Genomic DNA, 20,399 nt, shown 5'->3' with positions numbered 1-20,399 from the left:
TATCCTTGATAAAAAAACAAAGTATATACATCAAAAAAAGAAGTATAAACTGCAATTAAAAAGCTAAAACGGTATTATGTACTTAACAAATAGCCTTTAGTACTTATTATTTTGTTGAATCAACAAATTTTAGTTACTTACAAAAACTATGATTAAACTAAATAAAAAAGATAGTGCTCAAGCATTAATTCACGTACTTTTTTGGCTACTTTTTACTTTTGTGTCATTATTTGTGTTTACACGTTATTATTGGACTGAAAACCCATTTTTATATTATTTTTTTATCCTTGTTATTATTGTTTACACAAATAATCAAGTACTGTTACCTTTTTTTGTAAAGAAGAAATGGTATGTATTATACAGCGTTATTTTTATGCTGATTTCATTTTTAGCAACACAATTGTATTGCTATGTTTTTGCACGTTGCGGATGTTCAGTTATGAAATGTTTAAGTGATTATTTATGGCAAACTTTAACACCTTTATTGTTTTTTTCATTTATATGGATGTTATTTCGATATATAAATCAATCTGAAGAAGTAGCAAGAATTCAACAAGAAAAAACAGCTATGGAATTGAAATTTTTAAAATCGCAAATCAACCCTCATGTGCTATTCAATAATTTAAATACTATTTATGCATACGCTATTGAAAAACCCGAAAAAGCACCCGATTTAATTTTAAAATTATCAGACAATTTAAAGCATGTTTTATATGAAAGTAATTCAGAAAAAGTAAGCTTAGCTAAAGAAATTCAGTTTTTAGATAATTATATCGTTTTCCATAAAATCAGAACAGAAGGACTCAAAGAAATAGAATATCAGACTTCAACAGATTCTGAAAATTATAAAATAGCACCATTATTATTGATTACGATTATTGAAAATGCTTTTAAACATAGTACTATTAATAGTGTTATTTCTATAATAATTAAAGCAGATAAAAACAAATTAACCTGTGTTTGCAGCAATAATTATGATATCAAAAAGATAAAAAACACCAATACTATCGGGCTAGAAAATTTAAAAAAGCGATTGAACTTATTGTATAAAAACAACTATGAATTATCTATTGATGCTACAGATATTTTTACAATATCATTAACGTTAAATTTAATCTAAAAAAACATGGATTGTATTATTATTGAAGATGAACTTCCTGCACAAAATATCATAAAAAATTACATTCGTAAAATTCCAGATTTAGAAGTAATTGCTACTTTTCAAACTGCTATGAAGGCTAATGAATTTTTTAAAAATAATACTGTTGATACTGTTTTTTTAGATATTAATTTACCCGATATTTCTGGATTAGATTTTATAAAAACAATTAAAAATCCGCCAAAAATAATTATTACAACTGCTTATCCTGATTATGCTGTTTCAAGTTTTGAACTAGATACTATTGTAGATTATTTAGTAAAACCTTTTTCTTTTGATAGATTTTTAAAAGCAGTTTCTAAAGTTGAAAAACAGTTAAATTCATCCGAAGAAAAAAAGAAAGAAGCACTGTTTTTAAATGTAGATAAAACAATTCATAAAATTTATATTGATGATATTTTGTATTTAGAATCGGACAGAAATTATGTAACTTTTTTTACTACGGATAAAAAATTAACCATAATTGATTCTTTAAAAAACTGGAAAGACACTTTAAATGATACTCAATTTATACAGATTCATAAATCGTATATTATAAATATCAAAAAAATGGTAAAATTCACAGGAACCAACCTTTTTATCGACTCTAAAAATTTACCGATTGGAAGAACCTATAAAAAAACACTATTGGCGCATTTAAAAACGAACCAATAGTATTTATCGATAAAATTAAACGGTAATTTTATCGTGTATTTTTGTTGGAGTATGATTGTTCCATATTGTTAATATATCAGTCGCTACACTAGCTCCACTACCTGCTGCTATTGCAAACTGACTACGCCAACCAGCTAAAGTTCCGCAAACATATAAGCCTTCTTTTATTAAGTGATTAAAGTTACGAAGTTGTATTCTATCTTTCATCACATTTGCTCGCATATGTGGCTCTATATATTGTTCTAAACCTGCTATTTCAAATGGTTTTGAATAATTTAAAGCAACTACAACCAATTTACTGTAATGTTCACCTTTATTTGTTATAATTTTATAACCGTTTTCATCATCTAAAACAGCAATTACTTTTTCATTTTCAATTTGAGATACTGATGGATATTGCTTTTTTAAGTGTACTTTTCCTTCTTTTAAAATATCACTTCCTAAGGTTGCTTCAGGTAAGCCTAAAACATTATTAAATAAAGCATCTTGTAAATGAGATGCTCTTTGATGCATTAAAATACCTACTTTTTTATCTTTGGCATACTCTTTTTCATGTGCCGATCCTAAAACCAAAGCACATTGCATCCCCGAAACTCCTCCTCCTATAATTAATACGTCAAAAATCATTAAGAAAATAATATTTTAATATTGGCAGCAAACAATTTAACCGCTATTGCTAATAAAATAACTCCAAATATTTTTTGAATAATTTTAATACCATTGGCACCAATAAATTTCTCAATTTTTACTGAAGTTTTTAAAACGATATATATCAATATTACGTTTAAAAAGATAGCTATTAATATATTTTCAAAATCATATTCTGTTTTGATAGATAATAAAGTTGTTAAACTTCCTGGACCAGCAATTAATGGAAAAGCAATCGGAAATACTGATGCATTTAATGCCTCATCTTCATCATCTTTATAAAGTGTAATTCCTAAAATCATTTCTAAAGCGATAAAAAATAAAATAAAAGAACCAGCAACAGCAAACTCTTCTACTGCAACACCTAAAAACTTCAATAAATTTTCACCTAAAAATAAAAATACAACCATAATAACACCAGCTATTATTGATGCTTTTTCAGACTGAATATGTCCTGCTTTTTTACGCAAATTAATAATGATTGGAATGTTACCAATAATATCAATAACAGCAAACAATACCATAAATGCCGTTATTATTTGTTTTAAATCAAAGTTCATTTATATTATTTTTTAAGTGACAAATTTATATATGTTAAATAACAAAAACCTATTTTTGCAGCCTAAATATACATTAAGTTTTTGTAAACGTAATGTTTTTAACTTTAGTATTTATGTTCCAATTAGGAAAAACACTTGTGTCAGAAGATCTTTTTGATAAAGATTTTGTTTGTAATATAGCTGCCTGTAAAGGCGCTTGTTGTATTGATGGAGATGCTGGTGCGCCATTAGAAAAAGAAGAAACTAAAATTTTAGAAGATATCTATCCTAAAATTAAACCATTTCTTCGAAAAGAAGGTATTGATGCTATTGAAAAACAAGGTACATGGGTTACTGGTGATTTTGGTGAGTTAGAAACTCCTTTAATCAACGGTGCTGATTGTGCGTATGTTATTTTTGATGATAAAAACACCGCTTTATGTGCCATTGAAGAAGCATATAATCAAGGAGTTGTTGATTGGAAAAAACCTGTTTCTTGCCATTTATACCCTGTTCGAGTAAAAGAATACAGTGAATTTTCGGCAGTAAATTATGATAAATGGGATATTTGTGATGACGCTTGTTCATTAGGTAAAGAGCTACAAGTACCTGTTTACAAATTTGTAAAACAAGCTTTGGTTAGAAAATTCGGACAAAACTGGTACGATGAACTAGAAGAAATAGCCGAAAAAAGAAAAAAAGAATAATTATTTCTCAATAAAAAAACGACGCTATTAAGCGTCGTTTTTGTTTTATAATAAATATTAAAGAAAAGCCTTTCGACTTCTCTTTAATATTATAATTTTTCTTGATTTAAGAACCACACATTAAACAATCATCATCAGGAGCTCCATTTTTAGAGGCATCAATCATTGCTTTATATTCTTCGGCGCTCATTGGTTTATCTTCTTCAACAACGTCTGCTTTCTTTTCAATATTTAACGTAAACTGCTTGGCATTTACTGCCGATTTAGTACGTAAATAATACATTCCTGTTTTTAAACCAACTTTGTGCGCATAAAAATGCATCGAAGTTAATTTTGCATAATCAGGATCTTTCATAAATAAGTTTAACGATTGAGATTGATCGATAAAATATCCTCTATCACGAGCCATATCTATAATATCTTTCATACTCATTTCCCAAACTGTTCTATATAAATCTTTTAAATCTTGTGGAATAGTCGCAATATGTTGGATAGATCCGTTTGCACGCATAATATCTTCCTTCATTGCATTGTCCCATAAATTCAATTCTACTAAGTCTTCTAATAAATGTTTGTTAACAACAATAAATTCACCAGATAAAACTCTACGAGTATAAATATTAGAAGTATATGGTTCAAAAGCTTCGTTGTTCCCTAAAATTTGAGAAGTAGATGCAGTAGGCATTGGCGCTACTAATAAAGAGTTACGAACACCATGTTCTACAACTTCTTTACGTAAAGATTCCCAATCCCAACGACCGCTTAAATCAGCTTCAGTTACGCCCCACATATCTTGTTGAAATTCTCCTTTAGACATTGGCGAACCTTTAAAAGTAGAATATGGCTCTTTTGCTTTTGCAATTTCCATTGATGAAGTTACAGAAGCAAAATACAAGGTTTCAAAGATTTCTTTATTTAACTTTTTAGCTTCATCCGAAGTAAAAGGCATACGTAACATAATAAAAGCATCAGCAAGTCCTTGAATTCCTAAACCTACTGGACGATGACGCACATTAGAATTTTCTGCTTCAATAACAGGATAATAATTTCTATCAATAACCGTATCTAAGTTTCTAATTACTTTTTTAGTTACTTTATATAATTCATCATGGTCGAAAAACTTCTTTCCATTTTTATCTTTAGCAATAAACATTGGCATTGCTATAGATGCTAAATTACATACTGCTACCTCATCTTCGGCAGTATATTCCATAATTTCGGTACATAAGTTTGAAGAACGAATTGTTCCTAAATTCTTTTGATTCGATTTACGGTTTGCAGCATCTTTGTATAACATGTACGGCGTACCTGTTTCAATTTGCGACTCTAAAATTTTCTCCCATAATTCACGTGCTTTTATGGTTTTTCTACCTTTTCCAGCAGCTTCATACCCTGTATACAAACGGTTGAATTCTTCACCATAAGTATCAAATAAATTTGGGCATTCTTGCGGACACATTAATGTCCAATCAGCATCTTGCTGTACACGTTCCATAAATAAATCAGAAATCCACATAGCGTAAAATAAATCACGTGCTCTCATTTCTTCTTTACCATGATTTTTCTTTAAATCTAAAAAATCAAAAATATCAGCATGCCAAGGCTCTAAATACATAGCGAAAGAACCTTTACGTTTTCCTCCTCCTTGATCTACGTAACGTGCCGTATCGTTAAACACTTTTAACATCGGTACAATACCGTTTGATGTTCCGTTAGTTCCAGCAATATAACTTCCTGTAGCACGGATATTATGTAAAGACAAACCAATACCACCAGCCGATTGCGAAATTTTTGCAGTTTGCTTTAAAGTATCATAAATTCCTTCGATACTATCATCTTGCATTTGTAATAAAAAACAAGAAGACATTTGTGGTTTAGGCGTTCCTGCATTAAATAATGTAGGCGTTGCATGGGTAAAATATTTTTTACTCATTAACTCATAAGTTGCTATTGCTTCATCAATATCATCTTTATGAATACCTATTGATACACGCATTAACATATGTTGCGGACGCTCTGCAATAGTTCCATTTAATTTTAATAAATAAGAACGTTCTAAGGTTTTAAAACCAAAGTAATCATAATTAAAATCACGACTATAAATAATTGTAGAGTCTAATTTATCAGCATTTTTTTGAATGATATCATATACATCATCAGCTAATAAAGGTGCTTTTTTATCTGTACGAGGATTTACATATTGATATAAATCAGTCATCGTTTCAGAAAACGATTTTTTGGTACTTTTATGTAAGTTAGATACTGCTATTCTTGCCGCTAATTTTGCATAATCAGGATGAGCAGTAGTCATTGTAGCAGCAACTTCTGCCGCTAAATTATCTAATTCCGAAGAAGATACGCCATCATATAATCCTTCAATTACACGCATTGCTACTTTTACAGGATCTACAATTTTATTTAACCTATAACACTCTCTTCGAACCCTTTCGGTAATTTTATCAAACATCACTGGCTCTTTACGACCATTTCTCTTTGTTACATACATATTATTATTCGGTTTAATTTTATTGATAATATCACTAAAAAATAAAATTTAAAGTGAATTATCTATTTTTAAAAAAATTGAGAATTTAAAAAAATTATTATAATTATAATTTTTTTATTTAAAACTCAGCATCAAAGCTGATATCACCTGTACCTCCACCAGAAACACCTGCTTTTTGATATTCTGAAACTCTTTTTTCAAAGAAATTTGTTTTCCCTTCTAAAGAAATCATTTCCATAAAATCAAATGGATTTGTAGAGTTATATTCTTTGTCACAACCAAACTCTAATAATAATCTGTCAGTTACGTACTCTAAATACTGTGTCATTAATTTAGCATTCATACCAATTAAACTTACAGGTAACGATTCTGTGATAAATTCTCTTTCAATAGTAAGTGCATCTAAAATAATTTCACGAATACGTGATTTAGGCACTTTATTTACAATATGATGATTGTGTAAATGCACAGCAAAATCACAATGCATTCCTTCATCTCTTGAAATTAATTCATTCGAAAAAGCCAATCCAGGTAATAAACCTCTTTTCTTTAACCAGAAAATTGAACAAAATGATCCTGAGAAGAAAATACCTTCAACAGCTGCAAAAGCAATTAAACGTTCTGCAAACGAATCTGATTCAATCCATTTTAAAGCCCAATCTGCTTTCTTTTTTATAGCAGGAAAAATTTCAATTGCTTTAAATAATTGATCTTTTTCTGCATCATTCTTCACATAAGTATCTATTAATAAAGAGTATGTTTCTGAATGAATGTTTTCCATCATTATTTGAAAACCATAGAAAAATTTTGCTTCTGAATATTGTACTTCATTTACAAAATTTTCGGCTAAATTTTCATTTACAATTCCATCAGAAGCTGCAAAAAAAGCTAAAACATGTTTAATAAAGTAACGCTCATCTTCTGTTAATTTAGTTTCCCAATCGATAACATCAACAGATAAATCTATTTCTTCAGCAGTCCAAATACATGCTTGTTGTTTTTTATACCAGTCCCATAAATCATCATGTTGAATTGGAAAAATTACAAATCTATCTTTATTTTCTTGTAAAATCGGTTCGATTGCAGCCATTATTTTGTGTGCTAAATTATGTTTGTTATTTTGCGTTATTGGGGGGCAACAAATATCCATAAATTTACTAAAATTCGAAAGCTTTACTTATTCACAAATCCCTTGAAGTTTTCAACAAACTGAAAAAAATTATAAAACAAATTTATTTCTATAAAATTTTAAAACACTTAAAAACAAGCACTTAAAAACAAAAAAATAAGCTTGAGTAGTGATTATCACAGAGTTCCATATTTTGGTTTTATTCAAAAAAAAAGCGATGTAAAAACATCACTTTTTAAACTCATTTTAAAGCTTATTTCTCTACTTTTAAAACATCTTTTATAATTTCTTCTAACTGTTTTTTAGGTAATGCACCATTCGCCCTTTGAGGCGCTTCTCCCATAGGGCAAAATAACATTGAAGGAATGCTTCGGATATCAAAAGCTGCAGCTAATTCTTGTTCTGCCTCTGTATCTATTTTATAGATATCTATTTTACCTTCATATTCCTTACTTAATTCTTCTAAAATTGGCGCTAATGCTTTACAAGGACCACACCAATCTGCATAAAAATCAATTAATACAGGTTTATCTCCCTCAAACTTCCACTCTTTATTTTCTTCAAAATTAAACACTTTTTTTAAAAAAGTTTCTTTCGTTAAATTTTCTGTCATCCTGTTTATATTATATTACTACGTAAAAATTTTCAAGTATAAAGATAGTCGTTTTTATTTTTGAAAAGTTACAAGAGCTATACTTTAGTGTTAAAGTCATATTAAAAAAGTGTTTTACCTATTTTTTTCGGCTAACTTTGAAACAATTAACTAACTTTTATATCATGAAAAAAATATTTTTTTCACTTCTTTGTGCTAGCACTATTTTAGTCTCTTGTAAAAAAGAAAATCAACTTAAAAAAAATACGATTGTGAACTATCCAAAAACAAATAAAAAACCTGTTGTAGATAATTATTTCGGAACAAAAATAACTGATAATTATCGTTGGTTAGAAGATGATAAAAGTTCAGAAACTGAAAATTGGGTAAAAGCAGAAAATGAAGTTACTTTTAATTATTTAAGTAAAATTCCGTATCGTGAGCAATTAAAAGATAGATTATCAGAATTATGGAATTACGAAAAATTAGGAACGCCTTTTAAAGAAGGTGATTATACCTACTTCTACAAAAATAATGGATTACAAAATCAATCAGTTTTATACAGAAAAGATGCTCAAGGAAATGAAGAGGTTTTCTTAAATCCAAATACTTTTTCTGAAGATGGAACAACTTCATTAGGTTCGGTAAGTTTTACTAAAGATGGAAGTATTGTTGCATATTCAATTTCTGAAGGAGGAAGCGATTGGCGAAAAATTATTGTTTTAAACACCAAAACTAAAGAAATTATTGGTGATACTTTAATTGATGTAAAATTCTCTGGAATCGCTTGGAAAGGAAACGAAGGTTTTTATTATTCTAGTTACGATAAACCCAAAGGAAGTGAATTATCTGCAAAAACAGATCAGCATAAATTATATTATCACGCTTTAAATACGCCACAAAAAATCGACAAAATTATTTTTGGTGCAACATCCGAAGAAAAAAACAGATATGTTGGCGGTTATTTAACTGAAGATAACAAATATTTAATTATTTCTGCGGCTACTTCAACATCAGGAAATAAATTATTTTTAAAAGATTTAACGACTCCTAATAGTAAGTTAGTTACAATTACAGATAATTACGATAACGATACGTATGTAATTGACAGTCGTGGCGATAAATTATATTTAGTTACCAACTTAAATGCACCAAATAAAAAAATAATAACTGTTGATGCTAAAAATCCAACGCCAGAAAACTGGAAAGATTTTATTACAGAAACTAAAAACGTATTATCACCATCAACAGGAGCTGGATATTTTTTCACAGAATATATGGTTGATGCTGTTTCTAAAGTTTTACAATACGATTTTGATGGAAAATTAATCCGTGAAGTAAAACTTCCAGGTGTTGGTTCTGCTGGTGGTTTTGACGGAAAAACGAAAGCTAAAGAAATCTATTTTTCATTTACAAACTACAATACACCAAGTTCATCTTATAAATTTAATCCTGAAGATGGAACGTATATTTTATCTTGGAAACCTGAAATTTCTTTCAATGCTGATGCTTACGAAAGTAAACAAGTATTTTATACATCAAAAGATGGAACAAAAGTTCCGATGATAATTACCTATAAAAAAGGTTTAGAATTAAACGGTAAAAATCCAACTATTTTATACGGTTATGGCGGGTTTAATGTCAGTTTAACACCTGCTTTTAGCATTGCAAACGCCGTTTGGATGGAACAAGGCGGAGTATATGCCGTTCCTAATTTACGTGGTGGAGGTGAATATGGTAAAAAATGGCACGATGCAGGAACACAATTAAAAAAACAAAATGTATTTGATGATTTTATTGCTGCTGCCGAATATTTAATCAATCAAAAATATACTTCTTCTGATTATTTGGCAATCCGTGGAGGTTCAAACGGTGGATTATTAGTTGGCGCAACAATGACACAGCGTCCCGATTTAATGAAAGTCGCTTTGCCTGCCGTTGGAGTTTTAGATATGTTACGTTATCACACGTTTACTGCGGGTGCAGGTTGGGCTTATGATTACGGAACATCTGCCGATAACAAAGAAATGTTCGATTATTTAAACGGATATTCTCCTGTGCATAATGTAAATAAAGTGGAGTATCCTGCTACACTTGTTACCACTGGTGATCATGATGACCGTGTAGTTCCTGCCCACAGTTTTAAGTTTGCTGCCGAATTACAAGACAAGCAACAAGGCGAAAATCCTGTATTAATTCGTATTGAAACAAATGCTGGTCATGGTGCGGGAACTCCCGTAGCTAAAACCATCGAACAATATGCCGATATCTTCGGATTTACATTATATAACATGGGTTTTAAAGAATTACCTAATCAAGATAAAAAGTAAAACATCAATAAAAATCATAAAAAACCGATGCGAAAGTATCGGTTTTTTTGTGCTTATAATTTGGGCGTTACCACAAGGGTCGCGCTTTCCGCACTCGCTTTTTTTATTTTTTCAAAAGAAAAATAAAAAAGAGCTCAAACAATTGCTTCAATCGCTAACGCAAGAAGTATTTAACTTTTAAAAATAATTTCGATAACTTTATTAAAATTAGAAACTTTATTTTTGCACCTATGCTACAAGTTAACAATATTACATTCGGATATTCTAAAGAAAAGATAATCTTAAAAAACATTAATTTCTCTCTTAAAAAAGGAGAACATTTATGTCTTTTGGGTGAAAGTGGTTGCGGAAAATCGACTTTATTAAAAGCTATTTACGGATTATTAAACCTAAACGAAGGAACTTTATTTTGGAACGATTTTCAAATTTTAGGACCTTCACATCATTTAGTACCAGGTGTCGATTTTTTTAAATATGTTGCTCAAGATTTCGATTTAATGCCATTTATTTCTGTTAGCGAAAATATTAAAAAATTCTTATCTCGTTTTTATCCTGAGGAATCGCAAAGAAGAACAGACGAATTATTAAACGTCATAGAAATGACAGAATTTGCAAACGTAAAAGTTAAAAATTTAAGTGGCGGACAACAACAACGAGTTGCAATTGCAAGGGCTTTAGCAAAAGAACCTGAATTATTATTGCTAGATGAACCTTTCGGACAGATAGATAATTTCAAAAAAAACTCATTACGTAGAAACTTATTTTCTTATCTGAAAGAAAAAAATATTGCTTGTATTATAGCAACTCACGAAGGAAATGACGCTTTATCTTTTGCTGATAAAATGATTGTAATTAAAAACAGTCAAATAATTGCAAATGATACGCCCAAAAAAATATACGAAAATCCGAAGTTAAAATACATTGCCACTTTATTTGATGATGTAAACGAAATTAAAATTGATAATAATGTTGTTTTATTATATCCGCATCAAATATCAATTGTTACAAATTCTTATGAGAAAGCTATTGTTTTAAAAACCTATTTTAAAGGTTCATATTGGTTAATTGAAGCGAATTATAATAGTCAGAATATCTTTTTTAAGCATTCTTTAAACATCGAAATAAACGAAATAATATCATTAAAATTTAATGATATTATTTAAATAAAAGATACACTTTTTTACCTGTATAATTATCAATATTAATAAAGTGTATCTTAAATTTAGTTATTAAAAAACTGACATTACTTTTTGTTCCATATTATTAAAAACAAAAGTATCACCTGCTTTTTTACCTAATAATAAACTTCCTATTGGCGATGAAACAGAAACTGCAAAATAAGTTTCATCATCAACAATAATTTTTCCTGAACTAATACTTAAAAAAAAAGAAGCTTTCGTTGTTTTAATAACGCTTCCTAAATGGGCAATTTCAGAGGTATTTTCAATATTTATTTTAGAAAGTATTCCTTTCATTTTTACAATTCCATGAAGTTGTTGCCCTGCTTTTTCCATTTCTAATTGTAGCATTGCTCTGCCTGTTTCGTGCTTATCACCTGCCGAACTTTTAGTTTCAGATTCCAATCCTTTTTGATTAGATATCATAATTTCTTCGACTGTTTTTAAACGATTTGCTACATAAATAACGCATTGTTCATACAGTTTTTCTTTAATCTTCATATAAATATTTTGTATTGATAAGGTTTAAAAATTTTCAAGATATTATAAACCTTATCTTTTATAACTTGGTATATTAGTTGTAATGTATAAAATTAAACCTTAAAAAGTACTACTATGAAATTATTTGGAATATTAATTTTTGTATGCATATTTACACAATGTGCTAGTGTTAAATTAAATAATGATTTGCCTTTTAGTATAAAAAAAGCATCTTATACTATTGTTAATAACACTGTTTATAACAGTAATTGTAATTTAATAATTGAATTTACATCCGATGAAATTATTGATTTTAAAAAGGTGTATTTTCAAGATAAAATAATGAATCCTATTATTGAACATAAAATGGATAAAAAATATATTATTGCACATCATAATTCATCAATAAATCAAGATAAAAAAGATTTCGTTTTAAATGCTGATTCTCAAAAAGAATACGGAAATACAGCTCCTAAAATCAATAAAAAATTCCCTTTTAATTTGAAAGATAATGAAGCTATTATTACCTATAAAATTGGCGATAAAATGTATAATTATAAAATTAAAAACATCAGCAAAAAAATTAATTGATTTTTATAAAAGTCAGATTTTTAATCATATATTTTATTTTGGCATATAATTTGATTTATTAAAAGTATCCATAAAACCAATGCTTATGAAATCATTAAAACTACTCTTCTTATTTATTACCGCAAGTATAACATTTTCTTCTTGTGTGATTCAAGATAATATGATTAATGATTTTGAAGATATCGACAATACTCCTTTTTCATTAAGCGAATATATATCAAGTTATGATTTATGGTATGTTGATTATCATAGAACTGATGGTTCTGGTGATGTGCCTTTTTTATCAAAAGCCTTTACTGTTTCATTTATAAATGGAAATATGTATGCTAACAATAATATTGTTGATATTGGAAAAACAGGAAACGGGCTTGGTATTTTAGTCGGAAATTATGGAACAAACGGAACTATTTTACAAGCTAGGCATAATAATGGAAACTATAATTTTGAAGTATTTCAAGTCGCTGAAAATGAAATTAGAATTGATGATTTACATGAAAATGTAAGTTATTATTTAATAGGATATCAAAAAAATAATTTTGATTATGATAAATTATTTTATGATAATATTGAATATTTTTTACAAGAATATGTTGCTTGGGAAAGAATAGATGAAGAAGGTGGATATGAAAATCCTTTTGATAATGAACACTTTTTACAATTTACTCCTGAAGATGATGTAACATTTTATTCTTCTCATGATTCTTTTGGTACTAACATTGATTACATTAAATGGGATTTTGTTGGAGGTTATGATATCGCTGATATTTCAGGTAATAATGACTCAAAAATTTTAACACTTAATTATGACGGTGGAGATACAGAAAAATTTAAACTAAGCGTTATAAATGAACAAACAATTTCATTGTTTCATTTAAGTTCAGAAACTACCTATACTTTTTATGGTAAAGGATTTTTAACACTTTTAAAAAGTAAAAATAAAAACACAATAAAATCAGCTGTAAGAAATAATAACAGAAAGCGTACTAAAATAAAACGTAAAATGGTTGATCTATAATATTTAAGAAAGTTTGGTTAGTTGATTTTGGTTGGGGTAGTAGCCGACTAAAACAAACCGCTCTAGCAATAGAGCGGTTTTTGTTTTTATAATTTTTCAATATACTTAAAATATTTTACCTTTATAAAAAACAAAAACATGCAACAAACCGCCTTAATTACAGGTGCTACTTCTGGTATCGGTAAAGCTACTGCAAAACTATTTGCTAAAAATAATATCAACCTTATTATTTGCGGAAGACGTACTGAAAAACTAAAAGAACTTCAACAAGAACTTGCTACATTAACAAAAGTACATACGCTACAATTTGATGTTCGTTATAAAGAAGAAGTACAAAATGCTATTAATAGTTTACCTGATGACTTTAAACATATTGATATTCTGATTAATAATGCAGGAAATGCTCATGGATTAAGTAGTATTCAAGACGGAAGTATTGATGATTGGGATGCGATGATTGATGGAAATGTAAAAGGATTATTGTATGTTTCAAAAGCAATTATTCCGCAAATGATAGATAGAAATAATGGTTTTATTTTAAATATCGGTTCTATTGCAGGGAAGGAAGTATATCCAAATGGAAATGTTTATTGTGCTTCTAAATTTGCTGTAAACGCTTTAAATAAAGGAATGCGTATTGATTTAAATAAACATAATATTAGAGTTTCAGCAATTCATCCAGGGCTTGTAGAAACTGAGTTTTCAGAGGTGCGTTTTAAAGGTAATACTGATAAAGCTAAAACTGTATATGAAGGATACAAAGCTTTACAAGCCGAAGATATTGCCGATATTATTTACTTTGTTATTAGCCGACCTTATCATGTAAACATTGAAGATTTAGTTGTCTATCCTACGGCACAAGCTAGCGCAACTATTTTAAATAAAAATATATAAATTATGTATTTTTAATGCTATAATAATAGCAGAAAATTAGGACTTCTTTTTATCAAAAAACAAGCGGTCTTTTTAAGTACTTTTAAACAAAAAAAATTGTATCTTGATTAACAAACGCCTTTTAATTAAAAACTTACTTTCTCATAACGATGAGAACAGTTTTTATGATAAAAAGCAAAAACTATCTTTACATTCAAAAGAAGGGAAAGCTAAATTTATAAAACATGTATGTGCTTTATCAAATTCAAATCCGGGAAACAACTCTTACATTGTAATTGGGGTTGAAGATGAAGATAATAAAATTATGGGAGTAGATTTTTATGATGATAGTAAAATTCAAAACCTAGTGAATGCTTACTTAAATAATTCGCCAAAAATAGAATACGAAAATGTTCCTTTTCCTCGATTACCACGCTATAAAGTTATAGGATTAATCACTATTTACCCTAACGATAAAATTAGTTCTCTTGTTAAAACTATTTGGAAATACAATAAAGGAACTGTTTTTTTTCGTAGAGGAAGTAACTCTTTACCTGTTGATAATAATTTTATATCAAATGATTTAAATAGTAATATTGTTGCCGCTATTGAAAAAAATTCGAGTAACAACATACAACTAACCCTTGATGGTGTTTTTGATTTTATCAATAATCACAAGCCTAAATACAATCCAAAATACAAGGTATTTAACGAGCAATTTGTGCTTTGTTGGGCAGGGAAAAAAAAAGTAATTAACAATAAAGAGTTTTATACACGTGTTGATATTGAGTTGATAAATGAACAAGTACGTTTATTTTTTTCTGCCTTAGATGCTGTTAAAATTAACTATAATGAGCAATCATTTATTGTTACCGAATATATTGTATTAGGTATTGATAAAAGTGAAAAACAGTATCCTCTAGAAAAAACTAGCATACATTTTAAAGATAATGGAAGGTATGATATTAATACCGAGTTTTTATTTAAGCCTCCACTTTACAACCATACTATCCTTAAACATATATATAATAATAATAAAATACTCATTTCAAAAATTGAACAACAGCAACCATTATCTATAACCGAACATAAAAACATATTAAAACTGCCAACCTCTTCTTTAATTTGCTATTTAAATGGTTTTTTAGATGCACCTGAGCAATTAAAAAAAGTAAAAAATTACATTAAAAACTTAAGAGATAAAACTACTTATATCAAATATAAAGAAGCAATGCGAGTAATACGAAAAGTTAGATATAATTAATGAGTTTTTACAAAAAAACTACTTTAATCAAAGATGAAATACTCTATCTATTTTGAATAAAAAATAAACGAAGATTATTTATAAAAAACATCCGTACCTAAAAACAGTTCATAAAATTAACTTTATAAAAAAAATTTAAGTATTTAAATTTATATAAAAAAAGGCTTTACTAATAAAGTAAAGCCTTTTTTATATAACTAATTATTTAATTACTTTCCCCCGTCTAATTCATCTTGCCACTTCAATAATGCTTCCCATTTCCCTTCATAAGCTAATTTAGCTTGTCTTGGCCATGTTGTTGGTTTATGTATTCTGTAACGATCTCCACCGCTATTTAATACTTCTTGACATTTTTCTATAGAAGCTTCAGATAATTGTTTCCATGTCTTAATATCAAAATCATGAAATAATCCTTCAATTTTAGGTCCTATACCTTCTACAATTTTCAAATCATTTTCTTTAATTTTTTTACCAAAAACACTTTTTGCTAATTCATCATTAAATGGTATTAACGTTACAGTTGTTGTTTTTAAGGTAGTTAAAGAAGCTGCTAAACTTAAGTTTTTTGATTCTACCTCTTTTAAACTTAATGCTATACCTGATTTATTCTTCTCACAATGTTTTAGATCTTTTTTAGTAGTATCTAAGGCTGTTTTTAATTTTGACTTTTCATCACTACAAGATTTTAAAGATACTTCAAGCTTACTTATTTTATTATTTAAAATAGTAATTTCTTCATTATTGTTACCTTTTCTAAAAAGTCTACCCAATAAATACCCCAATAAAGCACATATAATTCCAACTAATAAAGGAATTAACCAACATGCTATATGTATTATTAATAAATTCATAATTTAAATTTGTTTTAGTTAATTGTTACAATTGATCTTCTATTTTTTGCTCTCCCTTCTTTACTAGCATTAGTTGCTATAGGAGTTGTTTCACCTTTAGAAACGGTATTAATTCTTGTTTTTATTATTCCACTTCTTGTAAAATATTCTTTAATAAATTCAGCTCTTTGTTTACCTATAACTAAATTTCTACTAGCACTTCCTGTATTATCTGTATGTCCAGTAATTAAACAAAATGAATTATCTACCTTATCTAAATAAGTAGATATGTTTACTATTTTTCTACGCTGATTATGTGAGAAATTTAATGTTGTTTTTCCACTATTAAAGTTTAATAATAATGGGTTTGATTCTATTTCTTTAATAATTGAATTTATTAATTTAGAATAATCTTTTGATTTTCCAACACTTAATTTTAAAGGTGTTTTCATAACATTGTTTTCATCAACAATCATATTATCATCTAATTTACCTTCAATATCAATTATTTTTGTAGGTATTCCTTGACCAGCTACGTAATTTTTAAACGAAATAGCTCTAGCCATTCCTATGTTAGGAAAAATAGAATTGTTAACCTCATCACTAGTATAATAACCTGTAATAGATAATGATTTTTCATTTTCTTTCGCTAAAAAATCTTTTAACTTACCAATTTTAGAATTTAACTCACCCGATATTGGTGATGAAAAATTTATACTTGATTTATTAAACTTTACTCCATCATTTAAGGGTATTCCAATAGTACCATTAGCATTATATGTACCAAAAGATAGTATAGGTTGCTTATCAACTACTACTTCAACTTTTTTGGGTATTTTTTCATTTTTTTTAATTTCTTTTTTACAACAACAAAATTTCCAATACAAAAATGATCCTAAAATAATTGTTATAAAAATACCTAGTAAGTAAATTATTTTCTTGTTCATACGTATCTAATTTATTGACTGTTAATTTATTAAAAAAAAATGAAGGAATAAAATATATGATAAAATATATCTATATGAAACAAATACATAAAAAAAGTCACATCTTTCGATGTGACTTTTTAATTTTATGATTTTATATTTACAACAAATATTATGCTATTATAAATCAAATTTAATTCCTTGCGCTAAAGGTAATTCATCAGAATAATTTATCGTATTTGTTTGACGTCTCATATATACTTTCCAAGCATCAGAACCAGACTCACGTCCACCACCAGTTTCTTTTTCACCACCAAAAGCACCACCAATTTCAGCACCAGAAGTTCCGATGTTTACATTTGCAATACCACAATCAGAACCAGCGTATGATAAAAACTTTTCAGCCTCTTTCAATTCATTAGTCATTATTGCTGATGATAATCCTTGAGCAACACCATTTTGTTTTTCAATAGCATTTTCAACTTCTCCAGAATATTTCATTAAATATAAAATAGGAGCAAAAGTTTCATGTTGAACTATTTCAAAATGATTTTCAGCTTCAATAATTGCTGGTTTTACGTAACATCCGCTTTCGTAACCTTCACCTTCTAAAACACCACCTTCAACTAATACGTTTCCACCTTCAGCTTTTGCTTTTTCAATAGCAGCTAAATAAGTATTTACCGAATCTTTGTCAATTAATGGTCCAATATGATTTGTTTCATCTAAAGGATTTCCAATTGTTAATTGACCATAAGCACCAACAATAGCATCTCTTACTTTATCATATACTGATTCATGAATAATTAATCTACGAGTAGAAGTACAACGTTGTCCACAAGTTCCAACAGCACCAAATACAGCACCAGGAACAACTACTTTTAAATCGGCTGTTGGCGTAATAATAATAGCGTTATTTCCTCCTAATTCTAATAATGATTTTCCGAAACGTTGTGCAACAGTTGCACCAACAATACGTCCCATTCTTGTAGACCCTGTAGCAGAAACTAAAGGAATACGAGTATCGGTAGTCATCATTTCACCAACTTTATAATCTCCATTGATGATAGAAGAAATTCCTTCAGGTAAGTTATTTTCTTTTAATACATCAGCAATAATATTTTGACAAGCAATAGAACATAAAGGTGCTTTTTCAGAACCTTTCCAAACACAAACATCACCACAAATCCAAGCTAAAGCAGTATTCCAAGCCCAAACAGCCACTGGAAAATTAAATGCAGAAATAATACCAACAACTCCAATTGGATGCCATTGCTCTCTCATTACGTGTCCTGGACGCTCAGATGGAATTGTTTGTCCGTTTAACTGACGTGATAATCCAACAGCAAAATCACAGATATCAATCATTTCTTGAACCTCTCCGTAACCTTCTTGTAAAGATTTCCCCATTTCGTAAGAAACTAACTTACCTAATGGCTCTTTTAAATCTCTTAATTTATTACCAAACTGACGAACAATTTCTCCTCTTTGTGGAGCTGGCATATTTCTAAAAGACTTGTATGCTTTTGTAGCCGTTTCCATTACTTTGTCGTAATCTTCTCTTGTAGTAGCTTTTACTTTTCCTATTAATTTACCATCAACAGGTGAATAACTTTCAATAATTTCTCCATTAGAGAAATTTACAGAACCTGTAGAAGTTCCATCATTAATATCTTTTACTCCTAATTGAGCCAAAGCTTCTTTGATTCCGAAATCTGTCATTTTGTTTTAAATTTAAATTGAACCACGAAATTACAAATAATTTAACAAATGTGTAAATCAAACATAAATTGTTATTTTGTTCATAATTAAACAATCTATAAATGTCTTATTTTACATTTATTTTAAGAAAACATATAATATTCTTTAAGAAACTATTTAACTTATTAAATAATTAATTTTTATAAAAAAAGACACTTTAACTTAAAGAATAAAACTCTTATAATGCTATTTTTGTAAACCCTTATGAAAGAACACGTTTTTAAAATATCATCGGAAAAAGAGTTTAGCAAAGTTGCTTTACAAGTATTTAAACATCAATTTAAAAATAATAGAGTGTATCGGTCTTTTTGTGACTTACTACACATACATTATTCAGATATTACTAAAATTGAAGAAATCCCTTTTTTACCTATTCAATTTTTTAAAACAAAACAGATTCTTTCATCAACAGATATAATTCAAGAAACATTTTCAAGTTCTGGAACTACAGGTAGTATTACTAGTAAACATCATGTTACTGACTTATCATGGTATGAAACGAGTTATTTAAAAGGATTTGATTATTTCTATGGAGATATAAAAGAATATGCTGTTTTAGCTTTATTACCTAATTATTTAGAACGAAAAGGCTCATCATTAGTATATATGGTAGATGATTTAATTAAAAAATCAAAGCATTCTAATAGTGGATTTTATCTAAATAATTTAGATGAATTAGCAAAAAAACTCATCGAATTAGACAAAAAAGGACAAAAAGTACTGCTTATTGGCGTTTCATTTGCATTGTTAGATTTAATTGAAAAGCATCAGTTTAATCTAAAACACACTATTGTTATGGAAACTGGTGGTATGAAAGGACGTAGAAAAGAACTAATTAGAGCTGAGTTACATCAAGTTTTAAGTACTGGTTTTGGTGTTTCACAAATTCATTCAGAATATGGTATGACAGAATTATTAAGCCAAGCATATTCTAAAGAAAATGGTGTTTTTAATTGCCCACCTTGGATGCGTATTTTAATTAGAGATACCGAAGATGCTTTAACTATTTTATCTAAAGAAAAAAATGGAGGGGTTAATATTATTGATTTAGCAAACTATAATTCTTGTTCGTTTATAGCAACTCAAGATTTAGGAAAAGTACACGCAGATAATAGTGTTGAAATTATAGGTCGCTTTGATAATTCAGACATTCGTGGTTGTAATTTAATGGTATTATAAATTGTTTTTGTAATCTAACGGAAATCTCATCGACTATT

Annotated in this window: 19 protein-coding genes; 10 read left to right on the top strand and 9 right to left on the bottom strand. The window is 28.3% G+C overall.

Going from position 1 to position 20,399, the window contains the following annotated elements; translation table 11 throughout:
* Positions 1–148 precede the first annotated feature (148 nt).
* Together AB0T67_RS07870 and AB0T67_RS07865 are read left to right on the top strand one after the other, a co-directional pair.
* Positions 149–1,120, top strand: coding sequence for a sensor histidine kinase (locus tag AB0T67_RS07870; RefSeq protein WP_369219851.1), 972 nt, complete (start codon positions 149–151; stop codon positions 1,118–1,120).
* A gap of 6 nt (positions 1,121–1,126) precedes the next feature.
* Positions 1,127–1,813: a LytR/AlgR family response regulator transcription factor gene (locus AB0T67_RS07865; protein WP_369219850.1), complete on the top strand. Its 687-nt coding sequence runs from the start codon at positions 1,127–1,129 to the stop codon at positions 1,811–1,813.
* 15 nt (positions 1,814–1,828) lie between these two features.
* Here the strand turns inward: AB0T67_RS07865 and AB0T67_RS07860 are convergent, their stop codons facing one another.
* Both AB0T67_RS07860 and AB0T67_RS07855 read right to left on the bottom strand, forming a co-directional pair.
* Positions 1,829–2,440 (bottom strand): NAD(P)/FAD-dependent oxidoreductase, encoded by a 612-nt coding sequence (locus AB0T67_RS07860; protein WP_369219849.1) that lies wholly within the window; start codon positions 2,438–2,440, stop codon positions 1,829–1,831.
* Complete coding sequence (locus AB0T67_RS07855) at positions 2,440–3,021, bottom strand: MarC family protein (protein WP_271231032.1); 582 nt, start codon at positions 3,019–3,021, stop codon at positions 2,440–2,442. The genes AB0T67_RS07860 and AB0T67_RS07855 overlap by 1 nt, the downstream gene beginning before the upstream one ends.
* Positions 3,022–3,134: 113 nt before the next feature.
* Between AB0T67_RS07855 and AB0T67_RS07850 the strand changes: the two genes are divergently transcribed.
* On the top strand, positions 3,135–3,707 hold the full coding sequence (locus AB0T67_RS07850; RefSeq protein WP_271231033.1) for a DUF3109 family protein: 573 nt from the start codon (positions 3,135–3,137) through the stop codon (positions 3,705–3,707).
* 106 nt (positions 3,708–3,813) lie between these two features.
* Here AB0T67_RS07850 and AB0T67_RS07845 read toward each other — a convergent pair whose 3' ends face one another.
* The 3 genes from AB0T67_RS07845 to trxA all read right to left on the bottom strand — a co-directional run bounded on the left by AB0T67_RS07845 (position 3,814) and on the right by trxA (position 7,955).
* Complete coding sequence (locus AB0T67_RS07845) at positions 3,814–6,213, bottom strand: ribonucleoside-diphosphate reductase subunit alpha (protein WP_369219848.1); 2,400 nt, start codon at positions 6,211–6,213, stop codon at positions 3,814–3,816.
* A gap of 118 nt (positions 6,214–6,331) precedes the next feature.
* Entirely contained in the window at positions 6,332–7,303 is a 972-nt protein-coding gene (locus tag AB0T67_RS07840; RefSeq protein ID WP_369219847.1) for a ribonucleotide-diphosphate reductase subunit beta, read from the bottom strand.
* 292 nt (positions 7,304–7,595) lie between these two features.
* A complete protein-coding gene (trxA, locus tag AB0T67_RS07835; protein WP_369219846.1) occupies positions 7,596–7,955 on the bottom strand; it encodes a thioredoxin in 360 nt (119 codons plus the stop codon).
* 164 nt (positions 7,956–8,119) lie between these two features.
* Between trxA and AB0T67_RS07830 the strand changes: the two genes are divergently transcribed.
* On the top strand, positions 8,120–10,264 hold the full coding sequence (locus AB0T67_RS07830; protein ID WP_369219845.1) for a prolyl oligopeptidase family serine peptidase: 2,145 nt from the start codon (positions 8,120–8,122) through the stop codon (positions 10,262–10,264).
* A 230-nt stretch (positions 10,265–10,494) separates the two neighbouring features.
* Positions 10,495–11,427: an ABC transporter ATP-binding protein gene (locus tag AB0T67_RS07825; RefSeq protein ID WP_369219844.1), complete on the top strand. Its 933-nt coding sequence runs from the start codon at positions 10,495–10,497 to the stop codon at positions 11,425–11,427.
* Positions 11,428–11,493: 66 nt separating this feature from the next.
* Here AB0T67_RS07825 and AB0T67_RS07820 read toward each other — a convergent pair whose 3' ends face one another.
* Positions 11,494–11,943 carry a 3-oxoacyl-ACP synthase gene (locus AB0T67_RS07820; protein ID WP_369219843.1) on the bottom strand — a complete coding sequence of 150 codons (450 nt, stop codon included), beginning with the start codon at positions 11,941–11,943 and terminating at the stop codon, positions 11,494–11,496.
* 114 nt (positions 11,944–12,057) lie between these two features.
* Here AB0T67_RS07820 and AB0T67_RS07815 point away from each other — a divergent pair, with 114 nt between their 5' ends.
* The 4 genes from AB0T67_RS07815 (at position 12,058) to AB0T67_RS07800 (ending at position 15,665) form a co-directional block, all read left to right on the top strand.
* Positions 12,058–12,513 carry a hypothetical protein gene (locus AB0T67_RS07815; RefSeq protein ID WP_369219842.1) on the top strand — a complete coding sequence of 152 codons (456 nt, stop codon included), beginning with the start codon at positions 12,058–12,060 and terminating at the stop codon, positions 12,511–12,513.
* Positions 12,514–12,598: 85 nt separating this feature from the next.
* On the top strand, positions 12,599–13,528 hold the full coding sequence (locus AB0T67_RS07810) for a hypothetical protein (RefSeq protein WP_369219841.1): 930 nt from the start codon (positions 12,599–12,601) through the stop codon (positions 13,526–13,528).
* A 138-nt stretch (positions 13,529–13,666) separates the two neighbouring features.
* On the top strand, positions 13,667–14,422 hold the full coding sequence (locus AB0T67_RS07805; protein ID WP_369219840.1) for an SDR family NAD(P)-dependent oxidoreductase: 756 nt from the start codon (positions 13,667–13,669) through the stop codon (positions 14,420–14,422).
* 103 nt (positions 14,423–14,525) lie between these two features.
* Complete coding sequence (locus AB0T67_RS07800) at positions 14,526–15,665, top strand: ATP-binding protein (protein ID WP_369219839.1); 1,140 nt, start codon at positions 14,526–14,528, stop codon at positions 15,663–15,665.
* A gap of 209 nt (positions 15,666–15,874) precedes the next feature.
* On the opposite strand, the gene AB0T67_RS07795 is transcribed toward AB0T67_RS07800, so the two are convergent.
* From AB0T67_RS07795 to amaB, 3 genes are all read right to left on the bottom strand, one after another.
* Positions 15,875–16,516 (bottom strand): hypothetical protein, encoded by a 642-nt coding sequence (locus AB0T67_RS07795; RefSeq protein WP_369219838.1) that lies wholly within the window; start codon positions 16,514–16,516, stop codon positions 15,875–15,877.
* A gap of 14 nt (positions 16,517–16,530) precedes the next feature.
* On the bottom strand, positions 16,531–17,442 hold the full coding sequence (locus tag AB0T67_RS07790) for an OmpA family protein (RefSeq protein ID WP_369219837.1): 912 nt from the start codon (positions 17,440–17,442) through the stop codon (positions 16,531–16,533).
* Positions 17,443–17,601: 159 nt separating this feature from the next.
* Entirely contained in the window at positions 17,602–19,143 is a 1,542-nt protein-coding gene (amaB, locus tag AB0T67_RS07785; protein WP_369219836.1) for an L-piperidine-6-carboxylate dehydrogenase, read from the bottom strand.
* 243 nt (positions 19,144–19,386) lie between these two features.
* On the opposite strand from amaB, the gene AB0T67_RS07780 reads away from it, so the two are divergent.
* Positions 19,387–20,361: a LuxE/PaaK family acyltransferase gene (locus tag AB0T67_RS07780; RefSeq protein ID WP_369219835.1), complete on the top strand. Its 975-nt coding sequence runs from the start codon at positions 19,387–19,389 to the stop codon at positions 20,359–20,361.
* The last annotated feature ends 38 nt before the right edge of the window (positions 20,362–20,399 follow it).

This window comes from Tenacibaculum salmonis, assembly GCF_041053065.1.
Classification (GTDB): domain Bacteria; phylum Bacteroidota; class Bacteroidia; order Flavobacteriales; family Flavobacteriaceae; genus Polaribacter; species Polaribacter pacificus_A.
The sequence above is the reverse complement of the archived record's forward strand: the minus strand, read 5'-3'. Positions and strand labels throughout refer to the sequence as shown.